Consider the following 23,869-nt stretch of genomic DNA (forward strand, 5'->3'; position numbering starts at 1 on the left):
ACTTACGCTCTATGGAATACAAGACCCAAACCCTGCAGGAACTTAAAGAAAAGAGCTCACTCGCAAGCTCAAAAAAAGCGCTCGTTGGTATCGACGGCTTTGTCGACGTCATCGTGCATCCCGTAGATCAACGCTCCGGCCCTGGCGACCAATTTCAGGCCATCCCCACCATCACCGAATTTGCCAACCGTATCGGCTCCGCCGCGGGCAAAAGTGCCAACATTGAAATGGCTCCCATCGTCGAAAAACTCGGGGGCAACGGCCCCATCATGGCCAACGCACAATCCGCGCACGGCCTCGATGTCCGCTACTTGGGCGCTCTGGGGCGTGACGCCATTCATAGCGTCTTTCATGAGTTCGCCGAAAAGACCAACGCGATCTCGATCGCTGACCCCGGCGTCACTCACGCCGCAGAATTCAACGACGGAAAGATCATGTTCGGCACCATGGCTAGCCTGGATGAAATCACCTACCAGCGCCTATGCGAATTGCCAGGCGAAGCGCAACTCATCCAAGTATTCGACGAATCCGACCTCATCGCCATGGTCAACTGGACGATGATCCCCTTCCTCACCGATGTCTTTAACAGTTTTCTGGAAAAAGTGCTGCCCGCCTGCTCCAAGGACAAAGCACGCACTTTCTTCTTCGACCTCGCCGACCCTGAAAAGCGCTCCGAAGCGGACCTACTGGAAGTGCTGGGCGTATTTTCTAAATTCGAGGCATTTGGCAAAGTGATCCTCGGCCTTAACCTGCGCGAAGCAGAGCAAGTCGACGCACTACTGGGCTTTTCACCACTACCCAACACTCCTGAAAACCTGCAAACTGTGGCCGCACGCATCCGTGAAAAGCTGCAGCTCGATACAGTCGTCATCCACCCCGTAGCCGACGCCGCCTGTGCCACTGCAGAAGGCACGGCCTACGCCGCGGGCCCCTACTGCGATAAGCCCAAGATCACGACAGGCGCTGGCGACCATTTTAATTCCGGCTTCGTCACCGCACGTCTAATCGGGCTCTCTCCCGAAGCAGCCCTCACCGTCGCGGTCGCCACCTCTGGCTTCTATGTGCGCACCGCAGTCAGCCCATCACTCGACGACCTCGTAGAGTTCATCGCAACTTGCTAAATGGCTGGACTCTTCATCACTTTCGAAGGCGGCGAAGGCTGTGGGAAATCCACCCAGATCGCGGCACTCAAGGCTCGGTTTGAAGCAAGCGGCCAGTCATTCGTGCAGACCCGAGAGCCGGGCGGCACGCCACTGGGCGAAGCAGTTCGTAATCTTCTTCAACACGATGCCGCGGGCGAAGGCATGTCGCCGGAGGCAGAGCTACTGCTGTTTGCCGCCAGTCGTGCTCAGCATGTAAGGGAGCTCATCGCACCCGCAATCGCCGCGGGGCAAATCGTATTGTGTGACCGTTTCCTGGACTCCACCACCGTCTACCAGGGTGTCGCGCGCGCGATAGACCCGCAGCAAGTCCAAGCAATCAACCAGTTCGCAATCGGGAGCACCCGCCCGGACCTGACTCTACTCATCGACCTGCCCCCCGAAATCGGCCTCGCACGTGTGCACAAACGCAGCGATGGGCAGCTCGACCGCATGGAGCAAGAAGCCATCGAATTTTTCCAAGCCGTCCGTCAGGGCTACCTCGCACTGGCCGCCGCAGAGCCCGAACGCATCCGAGTGCTCGATGGCAACCAAAGCATTGAAAGCCTCGAAGCCGAAATTTGGGACATTGTGCAAAGCAAAATGAACGGCTCCATCACAGCCAACACAAACTGACTACGTAGTCGTCGACTAGACGAAAGCGAAAGCGCAATCGCAGCAAGTCCGACGCAAAACGCGCATCAAGCTGCAAGATCCGAGCCTCCCCCCTCGTGAGATCTAGCGTCAGCGCCATATCATGAAAATTGCCAGGCGTACGCCAGCGAGGGAACTGTGCCTTATAGAAGGCCTCCTTCAAACTAAACAATAGACTGGCGCGCACTTGATCGCCCGCGACAAAGTTCTGCTCCAGCGGATGCACCACTTTTTGAATGGCACCCGCACTCAGCCGATTCGTCTTTTCCAGATCAAGCCCCAACAGCAACGCAGGCTCTGCCCGCGCCACAATCGCCGCGGCCAGACCTCGACTATGCGAAATACAGCCCGCCAAGCCCCGCGGCCATTGCGGCAGCCCCTCATCATCCGCCAACAAATCACCAGTAGATAGACCGAGCTGTGCCATCGCATGCCGCGCGCACCAACGCCCCGTCGCAAATTCGGCTCGCCGATGCGGGCCCCAGCCATCCACCCACCGGCGCTCCGTCTCGGAGAGCTCGGCGTCATGTGCCCCCACCAAGGCAGCTGTCGAAATCACGCCCTCAGGCGCCAACTCGGCCAGAGCGACTTGAATAACAGCAAGGGTGGATTCCATAGACATCCTTGCCAATAGAGGCAGCGAGACTCAAAATGGCAAGCCAGCGCAACACAGATTGCCGCCACAAAGTATCCGCAGCTAAATGACAACGAATACAATCCCAGCCTTGCCAGCGGGTCCGGCCAGTTTAAAACAGTCTCCATGCGGACGCTGATTATACTGCTATTGATTTCCTTGCTGGGCCTCAGCACGCGAGCCGCCGATCAAGTCGAAGGCGTCTGGGAGGTATTAGAAGGCTGCCGACTGGTCAGCGCCTCCTACAACGATGGCGACAGTTTTCGAGTCAAACACGAGAACGAGGAATACACCTTTCGCCTCTACTTTGTGGATGCCCCCGAAACTTCCAATACCTACATCGACCGCGTGCGCGAACAAGCTCGCTACTTTTCGATCCCAGAAGAATCCGTCACCGACACTGGCAAGCTCGCAACGACTTTCACCCAAAACTTCCTGCGCGGCGAATTCACCGTGATCACCAAATGGGAAGACGCCCGCGGCAGCAGTCGCCACAAGCGCTACTTCGCGCTCGTACAAAAGCAAAATAACTACCTGTCCCTCGAACTGACGCGTGCCGGCCTAGTACGCCTCTATGGCATGCCCACCCGAGACAGTTGGCCCGGCGGTGTCACTCCCCGCAGCTTTCTCGGACGGCTGAAAAACAACGAGCGCGAAGCACAACGCGAAGAAGATGGCATCTGGGCACTCGCCACCGGCTCAATGCAAATGGCCGGGCTCGAGGCACTTCAGGCCAGCACCGTGGCCAGCGGCATCGGCGAGCTCTCAACCGGCAGTCACGCGGACATGGGCACAATCCCCCTAAAAGATCGCCTCAATGTTAACACTGCCACGAGTGCGCAACTGCAAGAGCTCCCCGGAATCGGCAAGGCCTACGCAGCCCGCATTATCTCCGCACGCCCGATCGAGAGCATCGACTCACTGGTGCAAATACCTGGCATTTCCAACAAGACATTGGAAGGCTTTCGCCATTTAATCATCACCGAAGATCCACCCCCACCCGCATTTACGGTGGCATTTTACCAAGCAGAACTTGACCGCTACCTAAACACAGAAGTCACCGTTCAAGTCGCTTCCGTCAGCCCGAGTCAGCTCGAAAGCCCTGAGACTTTTCGCGCCGTCACCTTACAAACCGCCTACCAAGGCGAAGCCGGCGGCTCGATCACCGCCTACATTCCCGACGAGTACTACGACTCCTTTATCAACTATTACCGCGAGCCCGGCCGTGAATTCAAAGGCCTGCTCTATTCACGCGATGGCGAAATCGTCATGGTTTACGTTCGGAAATGATGCCTTGATCCATTATTGACCTTATCCCTCCAGCAGCACTCACTAGCCTACAATGAAACTTAGCGACTTCGACGCCTACCGCATCACCAAAACTCAGAACAATGAGATATCGAAAGTATCTTCAGATCCATGGAAGGATTTGCCCAGTAGTAAAAGCGAAGCGCGCAAAGAGCTAAGTGCTCTGCACCTACGCTTAACCGAACTACAGCAGCGATTCTTCGTGGATCGCCGCAAAAAGCTGCTCTTTGTGCTGCAGGGCATGGATACCAGTGGTAAAAATGGCACCATTCGCCACGTATTCCGCGGCGTCAACCCACAGGGCGTTCACGTGGCCAGCTTCGAGAAGCCCTCCACCCGCGAGCTCGCACACGACTATTTGTGGCGCGTGCACAAGCGCACCCCGGCCAAGGGTGAAATCATGATTTTCGACCGCAGCCACTACGAAGACGTCCTAGCCGTGCGCGTCAACAAGCTCAAGCCCCAGAGTGTCTGGAGCAAACGCTACCGCCACATCAATGACTTCGAACAACTACTCGCCGACGAGGACACCGTCATTCTCAAATTTTTCCTCCACATCGACCGCGACACTCAAAAGCAACGCCTACAAGAGCGCCTCGACACCCCCGCTAAAAATTGGAAATTCGACCAATCCGACCTCGTCGCACGTAGCAAGTGGCAAGAATATGTCGCCGCCTACGAGGAAGTCTTCGACAAAACCAGCACTCCACACGCGCCTTGGTACATCATTCCTGCGAACAAAAAATGGGCACGTAACCTCCTCGTCGCACGCATTGTCGTGAGCTGTCTAGAAGACATGCGCCTGAGCTATCCACAGGTCGATTACGACCCGTCAAAGATTATAATTGACTAGATTTCCTAAAATAGACGAAAAAACGTCTTGATTTCGTCGCTCAGCACGATTTGCTCGCCCCTTTTCCCATGAAAGCCACTATCAAAACACAAGGTCGCCAATTCACCGTAACCGAAGGCGATGTCCTCAAAGTAAACTCCTTCCCCGGAACGGAAGCAGGCGACTCTGTAGACATCAACGAAGTCCTCATGATCGGCGAAGGTGCAGACGCACGCTTCGGCAGCCCTCTCGTTGAGGGAGCATCCGTGAAGGCCACCATTCTCGAAAACAAGAAGGACAAGAAGGTCGTCGTCTTCAAAAAGAAGCGTCGTCAAGGCTACAAAAAGCGCCGCGGTCACCGCCAGCACCTTTCTGTTATCAAAATCGAATCCATTAACGGATAATTTTCAACCACTTAGGAGATACTGAACGATGTCACATAAAAAAGGACAAGGAACTTCACGTAACGGTCGCGACAGCAATGCAAAGCGCCTCGGCGTTAAAAAATTCGGCGGCGAAGCTGTCATCGCGGGTAACATCATTATCCGTCAGCGCGGCACTCGTTTCCACCCTGGCGCCAATGTAGGCATGGGCCGCGACCACACTCTGTTCGCACTCAAGGACGGCCGTGTTGCTTTTGATAAGCTTCACCGCACAATCAACGTCGTTGAAGAAGCCGTCGCTTAAAGCACGCACACATTTTTCAAAAAATCCCGCTCCTGCTTCAGGTGCGGGATTTTTTTTTTGCACTCAAAGTCAACGAAGCCTGAGCAAAATGCGAAAAATGGTTCGACCTAATAAGCCCGATCTTTAAGCCTACCCATAGATCCGATGGCTATATCACTCGAAGAGCTCCAGCAACAACGCCAACAAGTCCAACAGCACCTAGCATGGTTAGACGCGAAAATCGGCGAGCTCAGCCCCGAGGATCCAGCAGCCAGCACGATTAAAGCGCCTAGGTCCGAGGCCCAAACAGCGCCCACCGCGCCCACCGCGAACAGCAGCGCGCCCGAAACCAGCCCGGCACAAACGCCAGCGCACCCGAATTCCAACGAAACTGGCAACGAAACTGGCAGCGAAACATCCCAGCCAGAACCCACAGCCGAGTCGCCAAGCCAGGCAGACTCCAGCACCGCGCCTCCCGTGCCTGCGCCTCCCGTGCCTGACATCGAGAGCAGCTACAAAAATAAAACACAAAGCGAAATACAACGCGCGAAGATCGGCTGTCTGGTGCTGTTCGTGCTCGCGACTGCACTCTTTCTATTCCTACTCTTCGGGCTCCCCTACCTACTGTAACAGGGCCCTAGCAGGCAGCCAACAGCCTAACGACGCATCGTCCGCAGCAAACCGATCACCGTCGAAAGCACCCCAGCCAATTTAAAGAGTTTTAAACGTCCTCGATTCGCCAAACCGCGCTGAATCAAGCCAAACGCGACCGGCCGAATCGCAGGAGCCAATTGCTTAATTGAAAACGCGTAAGCTCCGACACGCAGACACTTTTTAGCCAATGGCGCAAAGTAGCTCGCAGCCACAGCGATTTGAGCTCGCTCCACATCCGAGCGCATTTTGAGCTCATTTATTCGCCTGATTTCACGACGGTTCCCAAACATGCAAAATCCTTTCTAAGTTCCTCGCGCGTGTGCTCAAATGGAGCCGCCCCTCTGCGTAAAGCATACAGAAGCAGTGCCACACACACAGCTACCAGCATCGCATTCAGCAACATCCAGACGCCGGCCACATGCACGCGATACTCAACAGGGGCGAGCAAAATTAGAAAGATGCCTGCAAAGGTCACCCCCAGCAAAGCAAAACCAGCCGAAAGCATCACTGCAGCAAGCAGACAAGCTGCGCGGCGCTTCTCAATGACAGTCTCTAAGGAGAACATTTCCAGGCGAGACTCAACGATCCCGCCCAGCGCCCGCAACGCGGACTCAGCTGCATTCAATGCATCCATTCAGCGCTTATTTATGACGACTCGTTAAACGGTCGATCACGATACCCGCAACAACTGCAATCCCGATCGACTTCCATGGATTCTTACGAATGCAAGACTCCACCTCATCCGTCTTCTCAACTGCGACTTCCTTAACCTTTTCGCCCTCCGCTTTAAGCTTTTCCATGGTTTCCGCGAGTTGCTGACGCAAGTCCTCGGCCTTGTCCGAAAGAAACTCCTTAGACTCATCGCTCGCAGACTCCGTCAGCGATTTAGCATCCGCGACCAAGAGCTTCAGGTCGGCGACCAACTTATCGCGATCCGACTGTAGATCATTCGCTTGGCTGGTAGTCGATTTGGTACTTGTTGATTTCTGTGGCATAATCGTTCCTTGGTTTGATTTTTAATTTTCAGTGAACCCCTAACACAACAGCCCCCGTGCCAACCACGACACGCAGAACGTAAGACACTGACAAAAAGCCAGTTAAAAACCACCCACGAAAAGCGCCGCACAGCCCACAATGCAAAGCGCATGCCGACAAACAGCAGCGAGTATGCAGAATGCAAGGCACAGCCTAAGCAAACAGAGAAAACAGCGACGCCTAAGAGTGCCAAGTGCGCACCCACAATTCACCGAACAGCGATAACGATTACAAAATACAGCGATGCTTGACCTTAAGTAAACACTTGTTCAGTATTTAATTTCAACAATACGACAAAAAGGAAGCTAGGTGAAAGAACGGCACAACATCGAATAGAAACGCGCGAAATACACATGAACCCCGAATCCATTCACAAAATGCAAAGCCAGTTCGACACGCTGGCGCAACAACACCCCGACGAGCCGCAAGTGGAGTTCTGGTTCGCCCGCGACTTACAAGAACCACTCGGCTACGCCCGTTGGGAGAACTTCCAGACCGCCATTCGTCGCGCAATTGAGTCTTGCGAATCAACTGGTTACGAAGTCGGCAACCATTTTCGTGGTGTCACGAAAATGGTCCCCCTTGGCAGCGGTTCCGAACGACCAGTCAACGATTTCATGCTCACCCGCTACGCGTGCTACCTGATCGCTCAGAATGGCGATCCACGCAAAGAGCCGATTGCTTTCGCTCAAAGCTATTTTGCCCTGCAAACCCGCAAACAGGAACTGATTGAGGAGCGTCTCGAATGGATGCGCCGGATGGAAGCGAGAGAAAAGCTCAGAGCTTCCGAGAAAACCTTATCGGAAAATATCTACGAGCGCGGAGTCGACGACTCCGGCTTCGCCCGTATCCGCTCGAAAGGTGACGCAGCTCTCTTCGGAGGTCATCCGACCCAAGCGATGAAGGAAAAGTTTGGCATTACAAAGACACGCCCACTGGCTGACTTCCTCCCAACCCTGACGATTGCCGCCAAGAACCTTGCCACAGAAATGACCAATCACAATGTGCAGCAAGACGACCTGCAAGGTGAACACGCCATCACCAAGGAACATGTGCAAAACAATACCAGCGTGCGCCAAATGCTGGGAGAGCGCGGCATCCAACCCGAATCGCTCCCACCAGCCGAAGACATCAAAAAGCTCGAACGCCGCGTGAAGCGTGATGAAAAGAAGCTAGAAAAAGACGCTGGGCGTCTGCCAGATGAAGGGAATCAAGTATGATGGCATCACTCCAGAACAACTACTTAAAGAAGGCTCAGGCGTGACAAAAAGGCTAATCAAAAACACAAATACACAAAGAGTTCTATTTGTTTTGGGATCCGGCGTCTCATCAAGAATTTGTCCCGATGTGCAGGAACTGACGCGAACTGTTCTGAACCCAAATCCAAAATGGTTCGGTTACGATCAAGACAAGGAATTCCGCGCAATCGTCGACTTCCTCAAAGCACTGGAAGAACATGCGAGGCCCACTACAGGCGCATGCACATACGAAGATCTATTCTCTATGTGCGATCAACTCGCAAAATTTGAACTGGGAATCATACCCGACCCTGCACTCCGACTGTTTCGCGACAAGATATATGAAGAAAGTAAATCGCAGTGGGCATTTTATGCACAAGAAGATAAATCATATCTACAAAAGTTGCCATTAGCGGCGATCAGCCAAAAGGCCCAGCACGCCATACACACAGTCATTCGTAGAGCCTTAATCAGCAAAAATGATCCGGGTAATCAACTCAACCTCATCGCAGAGGTCATACACAAATTGGGGCCAGGAAATGTAGATATCCTGACTCTAAACCATGACTGCTTAGTTGAAGCTTTACTTGATCGCCAAGGCATCAAGTGGACAGACGGATTCGATTCTCGAATTTCACAAGATGGCGATGTCATTAACTTCGATGCGCAAGCTTTCGAACACCGTAGTCGAGTTCGAATTGTCAAAATGCATGGAGGCTGTGATTGGCATTACGCTGGAACCTCAATTGAGAATTTTCGTTGGGTTAAGAACCCCACAGAAAGTGAAATAGACCTGTGCAGTGATGCGCACGGGGATCAATTTCGTAGCATCGTAGAACGTGCACCGACTCTGACTGGCACAACAACAAAAGCATCAGCATACACTGAAGGAGTTCACGCAGAACTCTACATTGAGGCTAAAAAACTATTAACCGAGCATGATCGGATCATCTGCTCAGGATATGGCTGGAACGATTATGGCTTCAACACGATGCTAGCTGAATGGGGAAAGCGTCAATTGTGGCACGAGAAAACACGACGACATCCCCAATTATTACTACTCCATACAGAAAGCAAACTGGGGGAATTCAAACATCCTAAAAACCACAAACACCTCAGAAGAAATTTATGGTTTTGGCCTTTGAGCTGGGAAGAGGACTTATCCCTGATTTGGAATGAGAGCTATTTAGACTGGTTTCGTTGTCACAAGAAATGGCTGAGTTGCACCCGGTTTTCAGAAATTGAAGATTTGTTCTCAGACCAGTAGAGCCGCTCTTGCTTCGATTACTTTGTGGAAGCCATCCTTTGCCCCGCCTAACTGAGCCTTTTCCTAACCACCGATATACTTCAAGAGGTCGCGTGTTCGGATAATAGCGGACGGATAGCCGTTCTACATCAAAATAAAATTAACATACAAACCATAAAGCGTCACATTACGGTTTGTCGATACTCCAAAAAAACGACGCCTTCGCTCTGCTCGTAAAGCCACATGCTCATCTTATTCGCAGTGATCACTGCCGTCGTTCATAGCACCCAGCCAGACAAGAGGAGGTCATCGTTCCAAAGCGACAAGACCGGGCGCGAAGCAAACCGGACCCTATTCAATTTCGAACGCAAAGGTCTTATTTAATATGACACCTTAGGCCTGCTCTAAATTCTAGCAGTGCGGTATCCTCGGTTCTCTGAACCGGGGCGGCGAGGCTCGCTGAGCCGTAACCGGCATTTGAATTAGCCTTCGACCAAAGATTACATTTCATACTATTCCTAAAAGTGTTTGATCCTATTGAGACCTCAGCTCGCCCTTCAAAAAGCTCCGCGGACGCCTCGCGAAGCAATCCCGACTTCGTCCGCCAGTTACGGCTGACGATTCAGGGTATAGTCTAATTTGATAAAAGAACGATCGGCTTCACTAAATGGAATTTCGACTTCAATGTATTGCGATTGTGCGTCTTCTTCTATGATTCGCGTATGCGACTGCAGCGGCTCCCAGCCCGAGTCCAAGTTTGAGGTATTCAAAACTTGAATACCTCCGTCTAACTCGCCCCGACGTGCCCAGTATCGGAGCACCAAACTACTCGTTGTGAACTCTGTGCTCATCACTTCGGCGCTTTGATTGAATAACTGAGGATCACTGCCTGACAAATACTCTTGTATATTTAATAACTGATCGCCGTCGGGGTCGCCTGTGGGTTCCAGATCAGCCCCACTCACTCCGACCAACTCTGCCGCCTGCCACTGAGCGTATGTTTGCCCAAAATGAGCGACTAGTATTTGATCTGCATTCATCGTCAAATCGAGGGCGGCATGACTGCTATCTGAATCACCGGACCATCTGATGAATGACCAGCCATCTTCAGGAACCGCAGTGAGCGTGACCGTCTCCCCATCTTCAAACCGATCCTGAGGGACCGTAGAATCAATACGTCCGGCACCGACGACATCGTGAACTAATAAATGGTAGCTGGTAAAGGAAGCCGTCAGGTCCTTATCCTCACTCATCGTGAGAGTCAGTTGATTCAAGCCACCTGGCGTATCACCTTCCCATCCGGTGAATTCAGTATGCTTATCCTCCAGAGCAACCAAATTCACCTGCGCATTACTTGTGTAGCGAACAGCATTGGTATCTTGACCGGTCTCACCATCGCCGCTGGTCGATACGTTGAGTAACCATTCTGGAACCACGACACTCGCCACGCTTGTGCTCTTAAAGTTGTTGTTTGAGTATTTTTCCTGAGCGGAGTCTTTTGGATTAATCTGCGACAGCACATAATAGCTGCCCCCCTTAATCGTATCAGGCAGCGTCCCCTCGGTCACCCACTGATTGCTCTGCATGGGGTCTGGCAACCCTGCTGCCACACTCGCCACACCGAGCACTGCATCATCGTCGCTCCAATACTTATCTTTTGATAATCTAAATTCGATATCGAAAGGCACTGAAGTGCTGGTCTCAGAACTGGCATTAAACACTTCGAAATCGAGTGCTATCGTATCACCGATACCATATTCACCCGCCGTCACGTTTAGCGAGCGATTCACCCAGTCGAATTCTGAATATAGAATCAATCGCGATCCAGTAAGGTATAAGTTCCCATCGACCGTGGATGCTCCATCGACGAAGTCAATTTGCTTGAGCAACTCCCAACTAAGCCCATCGGCAGAAGCATACAAGTCGCCGTCAGAATTAACATAAACCAGACCATCTAAGCCTGCAGCAAGATCGTCTGGTGTATTAGATCCGGCAGGGAGTGTCGTGGCTGATTGCGTCCAAGTCAGGCCATCAGTTGATCGATAGGTAACATAACTGCCATATGAGCTATAAGAGAGCAGAACCACTGCACCATCAATTTCAACAAAATCATAGATCTTGCTAGCTGGGGAGACGCCTGCCGCCCAAGTCGCACCATTGTCATACGAGATCGCGAGATCACTGATTCCCGAAAGGCTTGTGCCTTGGAGAGCAATCAGCATCGAAGCCCCCGGCACGACAGCCACCGTATTTAGCGTCGCATCGACTACAAAATACTCCCAATGGATACCGTCACTTGAACGCGCAAATTTTCCATCAGAAGCAGCGGCGACAAATAAACCACGCAGGCGATCAAAGCGTATTTCTGTAGGTGCGTCTTCTAATACAAGAGTCCAGTTTTTACCGTCGGTTGATTGATAGAGGTCAGAATTGATACGTACCAAAAACTTCCCGGCACCATACACCACATCTTCGATTGATTGAATCATCGTCCAACCGTCGAAGCCCGTAGTCGGCCGATGCCACGACTTGCCCGCATCCTCGGACCACGCAATTCCAGGATAGTGTAAGCTGTGATTCGCGACCCAGATCCCGTTGCCCTCAACGATGTTCTCAATGCGCATGGGATCGTTTTCCAACGTCTCCACTGTCCAGGACTGAAGATCGCGACTATAAGCAATTCCTTCATTCGTAACGGCGACAGCGTAACTGCCATCGGCAAGTTGCCAAATTTCAGATGAACCTGAGGGTTTGCTAGCTAACCTTGACCAGTTGACTCCATCAAGTGAGCGATAAACCGCGGAACGTGTGACGCCCACATACTGCCCTGAAAAATACTCAATGCTCTCCGCGAAGGCGTCTCCAGTGCTTGCCTCCCACAAAAGTCCATCTTCGGAGCAGGCCAAAATCTCATCATCATCGAAAAGAAAAAAGCGATTAGCCAAGAATTCAATACGATCCGGAGTCGCTCCAGCCCAAGCCGCAGGGCTCCATGCATTCAAGTCGGACGAGAATTGCACACTTCCGTCTGCCATGATCGCCACAAACCGGTCCAGCCCCCAAGCCGCATCAACGGCACGCCCTAACCCTGTATTCGTAAACTGCACCTCATAATCCGATGTAATTTCAAATGTATATAAAGCGGTATCAATCGAATAGCCGCTATTAATCGCAAGACCACGCCCCGAATCTCCCAACACGATTTTTGAGAGATTGAAAAGCGATTTTGTTGGCGAATTAAACCACTGAAATCCGTCGACGGAGAAAACAATACCATCTCCAAGGCTCGACATCGAATAAGGCGCTGCAAAAATACCATCATTGAACTGAAGCGCCTGAATGATCGTTACATTACTTCCCTCCATTTGAGAGGCAACCCAGTTCTGCCCATCAAGTGAGGTGTAAAATACACCCTCGCTGCTTGATAAAATCTGCAGCTCATTGCCAGCAACCGCGAAGCTAGGTTTTGAATCCAGTTTGGGGAGTTGTAGAGTCTCCCAAGTTTCAAAGTCACTACTTCGTAAGGTTATGCCATCTCGTGTGAAAAGATAAATATCGTCCCCGAACTGCGCGCTTCCAACGGTCTCATAAAGACTATAAGGCGAATACCACGCGGGATTCTGACTTTTATTCACCGATATTTTGATCAATGCACTTGTTCTCAGGCCACTGTCATCGGTAGCAATTGCTCTGAGGTCGCCCAAACCGCTTTCTTTGACGAAGACGTTAAACTCGTGACTTCCTTCAGTAGTGCTACTGTAAACCAGGTCGCCACGCCAATAGCAGTTAATCGAGTTGAAGTGTCCTTCAGGATCGAAGGCTGTGATTTGAACAGGCACATCAGTAAATTCAGATACAGTGCCATAGTCGACGGGAGCGACGATCTCACAAACTGGCGCGCTGGATACCGGCGTTCCTGATTGCATAATCAGCCCGTCGTCACCAACTCCGACAATCGTGTTCAGCCCAAACGCCACATCATTAAACGGAGCATTGAGTGCGCTAGTGCCCCAAGTGATTCCATCTGCGGATAAATATATCTGACTCCCGGATACGATACCAAACTGGCTTCCAATCCTGAAAAGATTCGGGATCGAACTAAGGGTCAAATTTGTGGTATGACTGCTCCAACTGGAGCCACCATCTGCTGAGATATGAAATTTGCGGTAAGCATCATAGACATAGATTTTGCCACCCTCTGCCAAGATACCATTCTGATACCCTTGTCCACCGGGAAGCGCGAGCACTTCCCATAGCTCACCGTCTGTAGTGACCGACACACGGGACCAGCTAGATACAATAATTCGACCGTCCATCGCATACAAACGAGAATTCCCAGAGACAGAAATCTCTTCGTTTTGTGTCCAGTGACTACCATCCGTAGATTCGTAAAGTTTGGCAGAACTGCTACTACCATGATCGTATTGAATCATATAGTAACGCCCATTTCCGAAAACGATATCAACTAACAGACCTTGCTGAGCATTCAGCAGCGGTTCTAAACTCGCGGGGTGAGTGCCCCGATATAGATACTGGTTCCCACTGGAATATGGGTTCGAAGACTTTGCCCAGAATAGGTCGTTCGCATAATGAATATCGCCGACACTATAATCCGCCGAGCTCGGCGTTACAATCTGGCTCCAATCACTCCCGTCGGCGGAATAGTACATTCTGCCTGAATAAGAAGTCTTCCAGAAGGCATAAAATCCGTGGTCGGTCGAAATGACTCGATCCAGATCGTCAGTGATCCGATTAAATTCCTCCAAATTTAAGTTCTCAACAGTAGTCGAACTGGCAAGCAAGCCGCCTTCGCCACCAACAAGGATCCGATCATTATCTGCAATTGCCTGGGTAATATCCTTCGCCGTAGTCGAGCCACGAACGTATTGTAGCCCAGACCAATTCGGTAGGGATGTAGATGTATAATAGCTTCGTCCTTCGAAGCCATAGAATTGACCGTCATGAAACCCCATCACTTCTTTCAAGTCCCCATTTCCCAGAGCATCCCAAGTGATACCGTCTACAGAACGAAAGACCGCCGATGAGAAATTCACATAGAAATACCCCTCAATAAAATGACAATACTCCCAATTATGCGAAGCGCCGTAAGGAACGGTCGCTTCCACCCAGTTGACGCCATCTGAGCTGGAGTAAACTGTCTTAGAATTCGATTTGAATGCAAGAAAACGCCCACCGCCGGCTCGCAGCATACCAATATTCGTCAGCGAAGTCGTCGACCAATCAATGCCATTACTTGAGTGCCAAATACGGCGATCTCCTGTGCGCAAGACAAACAGCCCATTTTCAAATTCAATGCTTTGTGGTGTTTCATTTCCAAAACTGACCAAGTGCTTCGTCCAAACGACGCCATCAGGAGACGTTAAGACCGGCTTTGGATCGAAAAATGAACCTTCCCCGAGTCCAACGGCAACAAACTGACCATTGCCATAAGTAAGGTCAAAAACACGCACATCACCGGGCAACTCGATGGATTGCCAGACACCACCATCAATAGATTTTAAAAGCACCGACTCAGTTCCGGTGGCAACGGCATAGTAGACGCCATCGTGTATCAGCATGCTTCGTATCTCTGCACCCTGTGGCAGCGGGTTTCTCCAGATCCAATCTTCTAAAGGATTCGCAACCACATCCAATGCCATCGGGCGAGAAAGTCGCGTGCCCTCACTATTAGAGACAAGCACTTCATAGATGCCAGCATCGGCACCTTCAACATGATTAAAACTCAGAACCGGAGCATCTTCATCAGGTAGAATGACGCCGTCTTTTTTCCACTGATAAGTTAATGGTGCGCTCCCATAAGCTCGCACGGATAATTCTGCATAAGAGCTACTGGCCAATGCTTTACTAGACGATTGCCAGGCGATTTCAGGCGCGCTCAGAAACTGCATGATCGTGCTCGCGTCACTTTGTACGCTCGTATGCTCATTTCTGATCAAGCAATGGTAGCTACCAAAGTCTTCTTCACGTAAGGAGTAAAACCGCAAGATGCTTTGATTGCCTCCCGCAATCGCATTGCCGTCACGATACCACTGATAAGAGAGGTCCAGTCCACTACTGGCTCCCACAGAAAGAGTGACGACATCACCAACCTTGGCATTTCTCGACTGAGGTTGTGAGTAAATCGAAATATCACTTTTATAAGCACCGTTTAGCTGAAAATCACCTGCAGGAGTTTCTCGGTAAGAATCAACGACAAAGAAATACTCTTGCCCACTTTCAGCCGTGAATTGGAGCGCGCTCGTCAATGAACGACCACCATCATCATCTGAAGCCACCTCACTCAAAACGCCTGCATCCCGCGTATAGACTGCTAGAACAGTATCAAAGCCCGAACCCAGTGTATTTAAATAAAAGACTTCATCCTCAGCAGCAACCCACTGATACCAAACACTCCGAGAAGTCGCCACCCCGGCATGCCGGGGCTCCAGCGGTTCATGAGTCGCCGCAAAATTAAAACCATCCACGGAGAAGTTCGAAGCCTCAATGCGGACCGCTTCATTAATATTATCATTTGCAGCGCGCTGCATGAGAGTTAAATGAAACGTATTCAGCGCTTCACCCGTTGAATCGACTCGAATGCGGTAGGTCGTGCCCGCCTCAGTCTGAAAATAGCCAGACCGGCTGCTCGATTGACTTGACAGAAGTGCTGTCTCGTTGACTTGCGACTCTTTAAAAACCGCCACCCAGCCCTCATTCGAACTCGCTTGAAAGCCTAACTGCATCCAACCATCTTGCTCACTCGTGATAGTGAACCACAAACTGCCCGTTCCATCCATGGGGGCCTGATAGCCAATGAGCGCCTCATCCACCGTTGCACCGACGGTGCTCCCAGTCCACTCAGCATAGGGCCATGACAGTTCAATCGCATCATCATAGGCATCTCCCATGACTGCGCTGCTGCTTAGCTCCAACGCATTATTCAACGACAGTATGCCCGCAAAGCGTACCTTCCCCTGCATCGCGTCGGTATTTTTGACCGACGCATAAAGTCGATTCAAGAGCTCATCGACCCCCTCATCTGGATACTCAGCCTTCAATAATGCCAGTGCTCCACTCACATGTGGTGCAGCCATGGACGTGCCACTCAAATATCGATAAGAACTATCCCCCACCTCGCGCGGGCGTGGAGGCACCCCATCGACATACCTGCCCATAACAAATGATGTCGACCAAATCGATTCACCGGGCGCAGAGAGATCAACAGTACCAGTTCCGAAATTCGAGAACGTGGATAACTCCCCGTCACGTCGGTGAGACGCAACCGATACGATATTATTCAAATCATAGCAGGCAGGGAACTGTGGCTGATAATCATTATTTCCGGAGTTATTTCCCGCCGATGCCACAAAAATGACACCATTCGCGTATGCGTATGCGAGCGCAGTTTGCATCGCCGCGCTCTCACCTCCACCACCAAAGCTGCCGTTTATAATATCCGCTCCCATGTTGACGGCATAATAGACACCGCTAATCGCGCCTGAAGTCGTCCCACGTCCATTCTCGCCCAGAAACTTCAGCGCCATCAACTGCACATCCCATGCAACACCGGTGACTCCAATACTATTATTGCCGACCGCGCCCACCGTGCCTGCGACATGCGTCCCATGCCCATTATCATCATCTGGGCTCTTCGATGGATTTATAAAATTCGCTCCATGAATATCATCAATCCACCCGTTGCCATCGTTATCAATGCCGTCACCAGCGATCTCCGCTGAATTCACCCACATATTAGCCGCGAGGTCCTCATGAAATGTCAAAATACCAGTGTCTAAAATCGCGACAACGACCTCCGCGGCCGAGGTCCGACGCTCCCAAGCCTCTCTCGCATCGATATCGTAGTTGGAATAATGATTAAGGCCCCACAAAGTATCATGCTCATACGCAGGATCATTCGCGGCTAACTGTCCTAATTTCAAATAGTCAGGCTCCACCGATGCAACCACATGTGTCATCGTCGCAATTTCGCGTTGCGCCTCAGTAAGCGCCTCTTCACTCACCAGCGGATCAAAGGCTGCGAGCAAAAAAGGACTCGTAGCGGGAGTGTCCCGAACCTCATACCCCGCAGCAAGAATAGCTTGCCGCAATTGCTCTTTGCTCGTGCCAGCCTCAGGCATCACGATTAAATGGTCCGCGACCATCGAACGAACAGATTGCACTGCATCAGCAGCGTCCTCAACTGGCGCCGGCACCACTTCTTCAGATCGAATTAGTGGATAATGAAAATCGGTTTCGTAGAGGCGAACAAACCTTCGAGGTCCGTGCGCGTCTTTGGGGATCTCCCAAGTCCGCAAAACCTGCGTCGTAGATGAGTCAAGAAAGCCCGGAATTCGACTCACTAGGGCCGAGCCTAGTCGCGCATCGTCATCCTGAACTTCGTCTCGCGATTCTGCTACAATCGTAGAGCCCAGAGTATGATCTAAGCGGGTCGAAGGAAGCGTATTAGTGACTGTGTTGCCAGAAGCACTCTGCAGGCGATCGTCAGCAGAAGCGATCACTTCGCCTTGAGATAAGGTGGAAACTATGGCTTGATGCTTTGTCTCTCCGCCCTGCTGGCTCAGGAACAAGAATAGTAATACAGCGGAGGCACAAATAAATGTATAAAATTTATTAAATTTTCCCATCGGGAAAATGATAATTACCAAAATTCAATCCCTGCAACAGATAAACTTCGAAAAACACAGTTAGCATAACGCTCGATTCAACGAAATAGATTGATTGCAGTATAAGTTCCACACGTTGTGGCGCCTGCACATGTTGCATAAACAATGAAGCAGTCGAATGGTGCCTGCTTTCGAGGGCGTCAAGCGCAAGCCGCCGTCACCACGACTCACACGATTCATACCCGAGAAGCTGAAAGCCCACCGATCCACAGCAGCTCTCATGACGCGGGCGGGCGCCCAAAGGCATAAAAAACAAGTCGCACCCCTACATCAATGATGCCGCCGCACTCAACATAATACGCAGCGCGATCGCTCCGGCACTCGGCGGGCGTCACAAGTAACGCCCCCTACGCCTTCGCCTGCTCGTAGAGCCACTTGTCCATCTTGTTGGCGGTGATGACACCGTAATTCATGGTGCCGAGCCAGCCGGACATGATGATGCCGACGGAGCCGGCGTGGTAGAGGCCTTGGATTTGATCGGAAAGTTCCATCGAGACCTTGAGGCCTTCGAATTTGGTGCCGAAGGAGGTGCCTTGCATGGACTTGGTGTAATAGTTCACCGTGCGTGGGGTGGCGGCTTCGATGTGGTCGATCTTGTCGCGCACGCCGGGGATGAAAGTTTCCAAGCTGCTGACGCACTCTTCACACATGCGGGCCTTTTCGGCTTCGTATTGTTCGTCGGTTAAATCGTTCCACTCGTCCCAGCGGGCGTTTAAGGACGCGACCACGGTGTAGCGTGGCTCCTTGAGGTGTGGGCGGGTTTCCGGATAATAAACGGAAAAGGTGTGGCTGCTAGTGTGGATCGATGTGAGCTCATCGATGGTGTATTCGGGGGCTTTGGAAGTAAAGACGAGGTCGCCAATGTTCGGGATGGTCTCGCCCTTCTTGATGCCCATGTAAACTTGGCAGGAACTGGTGTTGTTACGCACCGCCTTGGCCTCGGCCACAAACTCGGAGCTGAATTTATCTTCGCCCACCAGATACTCGATGGTGTTGCGCACGTTGGCGTTGGAGAGCACGGCCTTGCACTTGACGGTACGGATCGGGAATTCTTCGCTGCCGGAGTTTTGACTGCGCACGCGCACGCCGACGACTTTGCCGTCTTCCACATCCACGCCTTCGACCAGTGCATTCTTGCGCACCTCGCAGCCGTTTTTCTCCAGCTCGGCGACCATCTTTTTGATCAAAGTATCGGTGCCGCCTTGGAAAGTGAACACACCCTTGCTCATGAAATTGGAGAATACGATCCCGTACGTAATGGCAGGGTCGTCGATATGCGAGCCGTTGGCGTAGGAGATAGGCTCCATTAGCAAGCGATGCACATCGCTGCGGCCGGGGAAGAACTCTTCGAACATTTCACCCGTCGTCTGGGTGTTGTCGTCGTAGAAATTCATCTGGCGCAGGTGGGTGTAGAAGGCTTCCACCTTCTCGCGGTCGACTTTGAAGTCGTTGACCAAAATATTGGTAAAGTCTTCGCGATCGAAGGAGGTCCACACATCCATCTGCGGATTAATGAAACGAACATCTTTGAGCTGGTGGATAGAATCGGCGATCTCCTTGGTCCAATATTTGCGACAGCTCTTGACCATGCCATGCGGGAAGCCGTGCAAGGAGATATCGAAGATGTGTCCACCGGGACGCTTAAACCAAGTCGCGAGCCCACCGAACTGGTAGTGGTGTTCGAGCAAGAGGACCTTGTGACCGTTCTTCGCCAAGTAGTTCGCCCCGGTGAGTCCACCCAAGCCGGAGCCGATGACGACGACGTCATATTCTTCTTTAATGCCTTTGAGCCAATCCTTTGCCATAATATTTCAGTTTGTAATCAGAAAATAGAGGTCAGAAGACAGAAGGCTAAATCGACGAACCCGCAAGGTGAAAAATCCGAGGCTGCAGGTATGATAGGGTTGGAGTCCCGCATTTATGCGGTTTATTGCAACGAATGCCGCCTAAAGGCGGGACTGCAACCTGCTCAGATAGCCACCGGTCGGAAACGGAGCCGATACGTCTCGCCTTGGGGCACTTCAATTCCAAGGTGAGCTGCATCGAGCGAAGTAACATGCGCCCGACTATCAACCAGCGGCTATCACGAAGCGGGCGTGCACCCAAGGGCATAAAAAACAAGTCGCCCCCTACGTTTTAATGCCCGCAAATGCAGGCGTATTCCTCTAGCTGGCAGCCGCCGCAGACGTGTTGGTTCAGATAGAACTTCTCACGCACGGTTTTAGCCTCGGGAGATGGCTTGATCGAGAGCACGATCGGCATGCGAGGCTGATCCGCGAGGGGCTCAACGGAACGCAACACGTCGCCGACGCGCTCGAAGCTATATTTCACGGGTGCGGAACGATCCCCGCCGATGAGACTCACCGTTTGTTGCTCGGGCGCAATCGCCTCACCCTCCGCGTTCAGGAAAGTGATTTGCGCGTAGCGCTCGGGGGTGAGAAAGAACTCCGCATGGGGCTCAACTTGCTCGACGACGCGTCCGCCATTGGGACCGGCGGATTCGGCTGCCTGCGCAAGCGATGCGGCGCTAAGCAGGCTGAGGCTGACTAGGAGGGCGGTGATGTATTGTTTGATTTTCATAATATTTGATTGGTTGCTTGGATTGGGTGACAAATACCTCGCGCCACTACTCAGAAGCAGCGGATTCGAGGCGGATGGATTTCTCTGCCGACTGGCGACAGAAAGTGTAGAAAATGGCGGGCGTCACTGCGAGGCCGAGCAGCGTGGAGCTGATCAGGCCCCCGACGATGACAATCGCCACGGGATTGAGAATTTCTTTGCCGGCCTCATCGGCGGCCAGCAGCAGCGGCACCAAGGCGAGTCCGGCGGAGATAGCGGTCATCAGAATCGGCACCAGGCGCTCTTGGGTGCCACGAATCACCATGGCCTTGGAAAAGGCTTCGGCCTCGTGGCGCATCAGATGCAAATAGTGCGAGAGCAACATGATGTTATTGCGCGCAGCGATCCCGGTGACGGCGATGAAACCGACTAAGGTGGCGATGCTGATATTGTTGAGCGTCAGGCTGGTATAGAAGATCCCACCGACCAAAGAGATCGGAATGATGGTGAGCACCACCACGACAAAGCTAAATGTTTTAAAGTAGCTATAGAGTAGGAACACGATCAGCAGCAGGATCAGCGAACACATGATCAGAATGGTGCGACGCGCCTCTTGCTGCGCTTGATACTCGCCCTCGAAGGAGACGGTGTATCCGAGCGGCAACTTCAGCTGTGTCGCCACAGCCTCTTGCAACGCTTCCACCACCTGATTGAGATCGCTCACAGTGGGGTTGATCGAAACCACAAAGCGGCGCAGTGTATTTTCGCGCAAAATGGTATTGGGCCCCTTGGCCTGGCGGATGTCGGCCACCGAACTGAGCGGCACGCGCTGCCCGCTCTGGGTATCGATATAGAGATTCGCCAAGCGCTCGGGCGACTCACGCCACTGTGCCGGCAGTCGCACCACCAGATCGTACACACGCTGGCCTTCGTAGACTTCGCCCACCACTTCGCCGCCCATCAATGCGGCCAGTTGCGTATTTAACTCACCGGGCGTGATGCCGTAGGCGAGTGCCCGGTCGCGGTTCACCTCGATGCGCAGTTGCGGGATCAATGCTTGCTGCTCGGCGCGTGCCTCTTCCAGGCCGGGAATGGCGCGGGCGATCTCGGTGACCTCGTTGCCCAGACGTCGTAACTCGGCGAGGTCAGGCCCGTAGATTTTAACCGCAACCTTGGCCGACACCCCACTCAACATGTGTCCGATGCGATCGGCCAAGGGCGTGCTGAGCGCGCTAAAGGTACCGGGTATGGTGCGCATGACATCGCGGATTTCCGCCAGAACTTCGTCGCGACTGCGGGCACTCTCGTCAGTAAACTCGACGTCAAACTCCACGGTCGACACTGGCACTACGTGGTCGCCCCGCTCGGCACGGCCGACGCGATAGCCCACGGTTTCGACTTCGGGTATTTGCAGCAATAAATTCTGCGCGGTTTCGGAGAGTTCGGTGGTATGCTTCAGCGAGGTGCCGGGCGCGGTGGTGGTGGCAATCAAGGCCGTGGGCTCACGAAAGGCGGGCAAGAAGTTGCCCCCCATACGAATCACCGCACCATAACCGACAAACAAGAGCACCCCTGTCAGCGCCAGCACTAACAAAGGTTGCGAGAGCGAAAGACGCAACCAGGTCGCGCCATAGCAACGTTTCAAGCTGCGCACCACAAACCCATCGCGGTGCACATTGCCCGCTGCGGGGTTGAGCAACAGCGAGCACAGCACCGGAATCACGGTCAACGAGACTAGGAACGAAGCGGCCATGCTGACAATGGTCGCAATCGCGATCGGAGAGAACAAGCGCCCTTCCACCCCACTCAACGCGAGCAGCGGCAAGAAGACTAAGATGATCAACACCGTGGCATATAAAATGGAGGAACGCACCTCGGCGGAGGCCCGCGCGATGACTTCGAGCCGCGACTGCGGCTGCGCCAAGGCGGCGTTTTCCCGCAGGCGCCGATACACATTTTCCACGTCCACGATGGCATCGTCCACCACCATACCGATGGCCACGGCGAGGCCCCCCAGGGTCATCGAGTTCACACTCAAATCAAAGGCGGCAAAGACCAAAATGGTCGCAGCAAGCGATAGCGGGATCGCGGTCAAAGTGATCAGAGTGATCCGTATATTAAACAAAAATATAAATAGGATCAAAGCCACCATGATGGCTCCGTCCAGCAGGGCTTCTTTCAAATTACCGACGGAAAGGTTGATAAAATCGGCTTGGCGATAGAGCGTTACAATTTCAACCCCTGCGGGCAGTGCGGTTTTCAATTCTTCCAGCGCGGACTCGACGTGACCGGTGAGTGCGATGGTATCGAAGCCGGGCGACTTGGTCACACTAAGAATCACGCCCGGGTAACCGGTGACCGACTCGCCGTTGGAGATCGTCTTCGAGCCCATACCGGCATCCCCGCGCATCGGCTGAATATCCCAAGTCAATTCCGCGACGTCACCGAGCCGCACGGGACGGTCGTCCTCGTAGGTCACCACCGTGTTAGCGATGTCCGAGAGTTCGGTCGTCATCGCAAGGTTGCGCACCATGATCTCTTGCGCAGACTCCGTGAGAAAGCCGCCGGTGGTGTTTTTGACCGAGTTGGCCGCCGCCGCATGAATCTGCTCAAAGTTGACATCGTGTGCGCGCATGCGATCCGGATCGGGCTGCACTTGTATTTGCTTTACGCCACCGCCCATCGAGAGCACTTCGGCGATGCCGGAAATGGATTGCAGGCGTCGCCCCACGGTCCAATCCGCCAGCGTGCGCAAGTCACGCGGCGCAATCTCGCCAGTCGGATCGGCGATGCCCACCAGGAGAATGTTGCCCATCAAAGAAGCCACCGGCGTCATGTATGGGTTCACACCTTCAGGGATCGATTCGTCGGCACCGGCCAATCGTTCCTGCACGAATTGACGCGCTTGATAGATGTCGGTGCCCCAATCGAATTCCACAAAGATCAGCGACAGGCCCACATCGTTGACGGAGCGTATGCGCGACACCCCCGTCGCCCCCATCAAGGAATTCTCCAAAGGGATCGAAATCAGCGTCTCCACCTCTTCCGGCGCAAAGCCAGGCGCTTCCGTCAAAATAGTCACAGTAGGCTTGGTCAAATCGGGCAACACCTCCACCGGCAACTCGGTCGCCGTCTTGGTGCCCAAGACCAGCACGATGACCGCGAGCAGGCAGATCAACAAACGCTGCGAGAGCGAAAAACGTATCAGTTGATTCAACAT

17 protein-coding genes are annotated in these 23,869 nt (G+C 52.7%); 9 read left to right on the forward strand and 8 right to left on the reverse strand.

Annotated features, from left to right (window positions below; all coding sequences use genetic code 11):
* Positions 1–11: 11 nt before the first annotated feature.
* Both QEH52_RS00180 and tmk read left to right on the forward strand, forming a co-directional pair.
* On the forward strand, positions 12–1,121 hold the full coding sequence (locus QEH52_RS00180) for a PfkB family carbohydrate kinase (protein WP_308947871.1): 1,110 nt from the start codon (positions 12–14) through the stop codon (positions 1,119–1,121).
* The gene (tmk, locus tag QEH52_RS00185; protein ID WP_308947872.1) at positions 1,122–1,775 is read left to right on the forward strand and encodes a dTMP kinase; all 654 of its coding nucleotides are present in this window, start codon (positions 1,122–1,124) and stop codon (positions 1,773–1,775) included. It abuts the gene before it with no gap.
* Here tmk and QEH52_RS00190 read toward each other — a convergent pair.
* The gene (locus QEH52_RS00190) at positions 1,756–2,409 is read right to left on the reverse strand and encodes a 4'-phosphopantetheinyl transferase family protein (protein ID WP_308947873.1); all 654 of its coding nucleotides are present in this window, start codon (positions 2,407–2,409) and stop codon (positions 1,756–1,758) included. The two genes, tmk and QEH52_RS00190, sit on opposite strands and share 20 nt — an antisense overlap.
* A gap of 144 nt (positions 2,410–2,553) precedes the next feature.
* Between QEH52_RS00190 and QEH52_RS00195 the strand changes: the two genes are divergently transcribed.
* The 5 genes from QEH52_RS00195 to QEH52_RS00215 all read left to right on the forward strand — a co-directional run bounded on the left by QEH52_RS00195 (position 2,554) and on the right by QEH52_RS00215 (position 5,863).
* Positions 2,554–3,717 (forward strand): helix-hairpin-helix domain-containing protein, encoded by a 1,164-nt coding sequence (locus QEH52_RS00195; RefSeq protein ID WP_308947874.1) that lies wholly within the window; start codon positions 2,554–2,556, stop codon positions 3,715–3,717.
* Between the two features lie 52 nt (positions 3,718–3,769).
* Positions 3,770–4,588, forward strand: a complete 819-nt coding sequence (locus QEH52_RS00200; protein WP_308947875.1) for a PPK2 family polyphosphate kinase — start codon at positions 3,770–3,772, stop codon at positions 4,586–4,588.
* A 68-nt stretch (positions 4,589–4,656) separates the two neighbouring features.
* Positions 4,657–4,971, forward strand: coding sequence for a 50S ribosomal protein L21 (gene rplU / locus QEH52_RS00205; RefSeq protein ID WP_308947876.1), 315 nt, complete (start codon positions 4,657–4,659; stop codon positions 4,969–4,971).
* A 28-nt stretch (positions 4,972–4,999) separates the two neighbouring features.
* Positions 5,000–5,254: a 50S ribosomal protein L27 gene (gene rpmA, locus QEH52_RS00210; protein ID WP_308947877.1), complete on the forward strand. Its 255-nt coding sequence runs from the start codon at positions 5,000–5,002 to the stop codon at positions 5,252–5,254.
* A 144-nt stretch (positions 5,255–5,398) separates the two neighbouring features.
* Positions 5,399–5,863 carry a hypothetical protein gene (locus QEH52_RS00215; protein ID WP_308947878.1) on the forward strand — a complete coding sequence of 155 codons (465 nt, stop codon included), beginning with the start codon at positions 5,399–5,401 and terminating at the stop codon, positions 5,861–5,863.
* A gap of 26 nt (positions 5,864–5,889) precedes the next feature.
* On the opposite strand, the gene QEH52_RS00220 is transcribed toward QEH52_RS00215, so the two are convergent.
* Genes QEH52_RS00220 through QEH52_RS00230 form a run of 3 tightly spaced genes read right to left on the reverse strand, consistent with a single transcriptional unit; the run spans position 5,890 to position 6,882 of the window.
* Entirely contained in the window at positions 5,890–6,132 is a 243-nt protein-coding gene (locus QEH52_RS00220) for a hypothetical protein (protein WP_308947879.1), read from the reverse strand.
* 11 nt (positions 6,133–6,143) lie between these two features.
* Positions 6,144–6,521 (reverse strand): phage holin family protein, encoded by a 378-nt coding sequence (locus tag QEH52_RS00225; protein WP_308947880.1) that lies wholly within the window; start codon positions 6,519–6,521, stop codon positions 6,144–6,146.
* A 7-nt stretch (positions 6,522–6,528) separates the two neighbouring features.
* The gene (locus QEH52_RS00230; protein WP_308947882.1) at positions 6,529–6,882 is read right to left on the reverse strand and encodes an ElaB/YgaM/YqjD family protein; all 354 of its coding nucleotides are present in this window, start codon (positions 6,880–6,882) and stop codon (positions 6,529–6,531) included.
* A 393-nt stretch (positions 6,883–7,275) separates the two neighbouring features.
* Between QEH52_RS00230 and dinD the strand changes: the two genes are divergently transcribed.
* The gene (gene dinD / locus QEH52_RS00235; protein WP_308947883.1) at positions 7,276–8,142 is read left to right on the forward strand and encodes a DNA damage-inducible protein D; all 867 of its coding nucleotides are present in this window, start codon (positions 7,276–7,278) and stop codon (positions 8,140–8,142) included.
* Positions 8,123–9,427, forward strand: a complete 1,305-nt coding sequence (locus QEH52_RS00240) for a hypothetical protein (protein WP_308947884.1) — start codon at positions 8,123–8,125, stop codon at positions 9,425–9,427. The genes dinD and QEH52_RS00240 overlap by 20 nt, the downstream gene beginning before the upstream one ends.
* Positions 9,428–10,014: 587 nt before the next feature.
* Here QEH52_RS00240 and QEH52_RS00245 read toward each other — a convergent pair.
* The 4 genes from QEH52_RS00245 to QEH52_RS00260 form a co-directional block, all read right to left on the reverse strand.
* The gene (locus QEH52_RS00245) at positions 10,015–18,051 is read right to left on the reverse strand and encodes a S8 family serine peptidase (protein ID WP_308947885.1); all 8,037 of its coding nucleotides are present in this window, start codon (positions 18,049–18,051) and stop codon (positions 10,015–10,017) included.
* A 386-nt stretch (positions 18,052–18,437) separates the two neighbouring features.
* On the reverse strand, positions 18,438–19,895 hold the full coding sequence (locus QEH52_RS00250) for a phytoene desaturase family protein (protein WP_308947886.1): 1,458 nt from the start codon (positions 19,893–19,895) through the stop codon (positions 18,438–18,440).
* 331 nt (positions 19,896–20,226) lie between these two features.
* Entirely contained in the window at positions 20,227–20,670 is a 444-nt protein-coding gene (locus QEH52_RS00255; RefSeq protein ID WP_308947887.1) for a hypothetical protein, read from the reverse strand.
* A 46-nt stretch (positions 20,671–20,716) separates the two neighbouring features.
* Positions 20,717–23,869, reverse strand: a complete 3,153-nt coding sequence (locus QEH52_RS00260; protein WP_308947888.1) for an efflux RND transporter permease subunit — start codon at positions 23,867–23,869, stop codon at positions 20,717–20,719.

The organism is Thalassobacterium maritimum (assembly GCF_031127805.1).
GTDB lineage: Bacteria > Verrucomicrobiota > Verrucomicrobiia > Opitutales > Coraliomargaritaceae > Thalassobacterium > Thalassobacterium maritimum.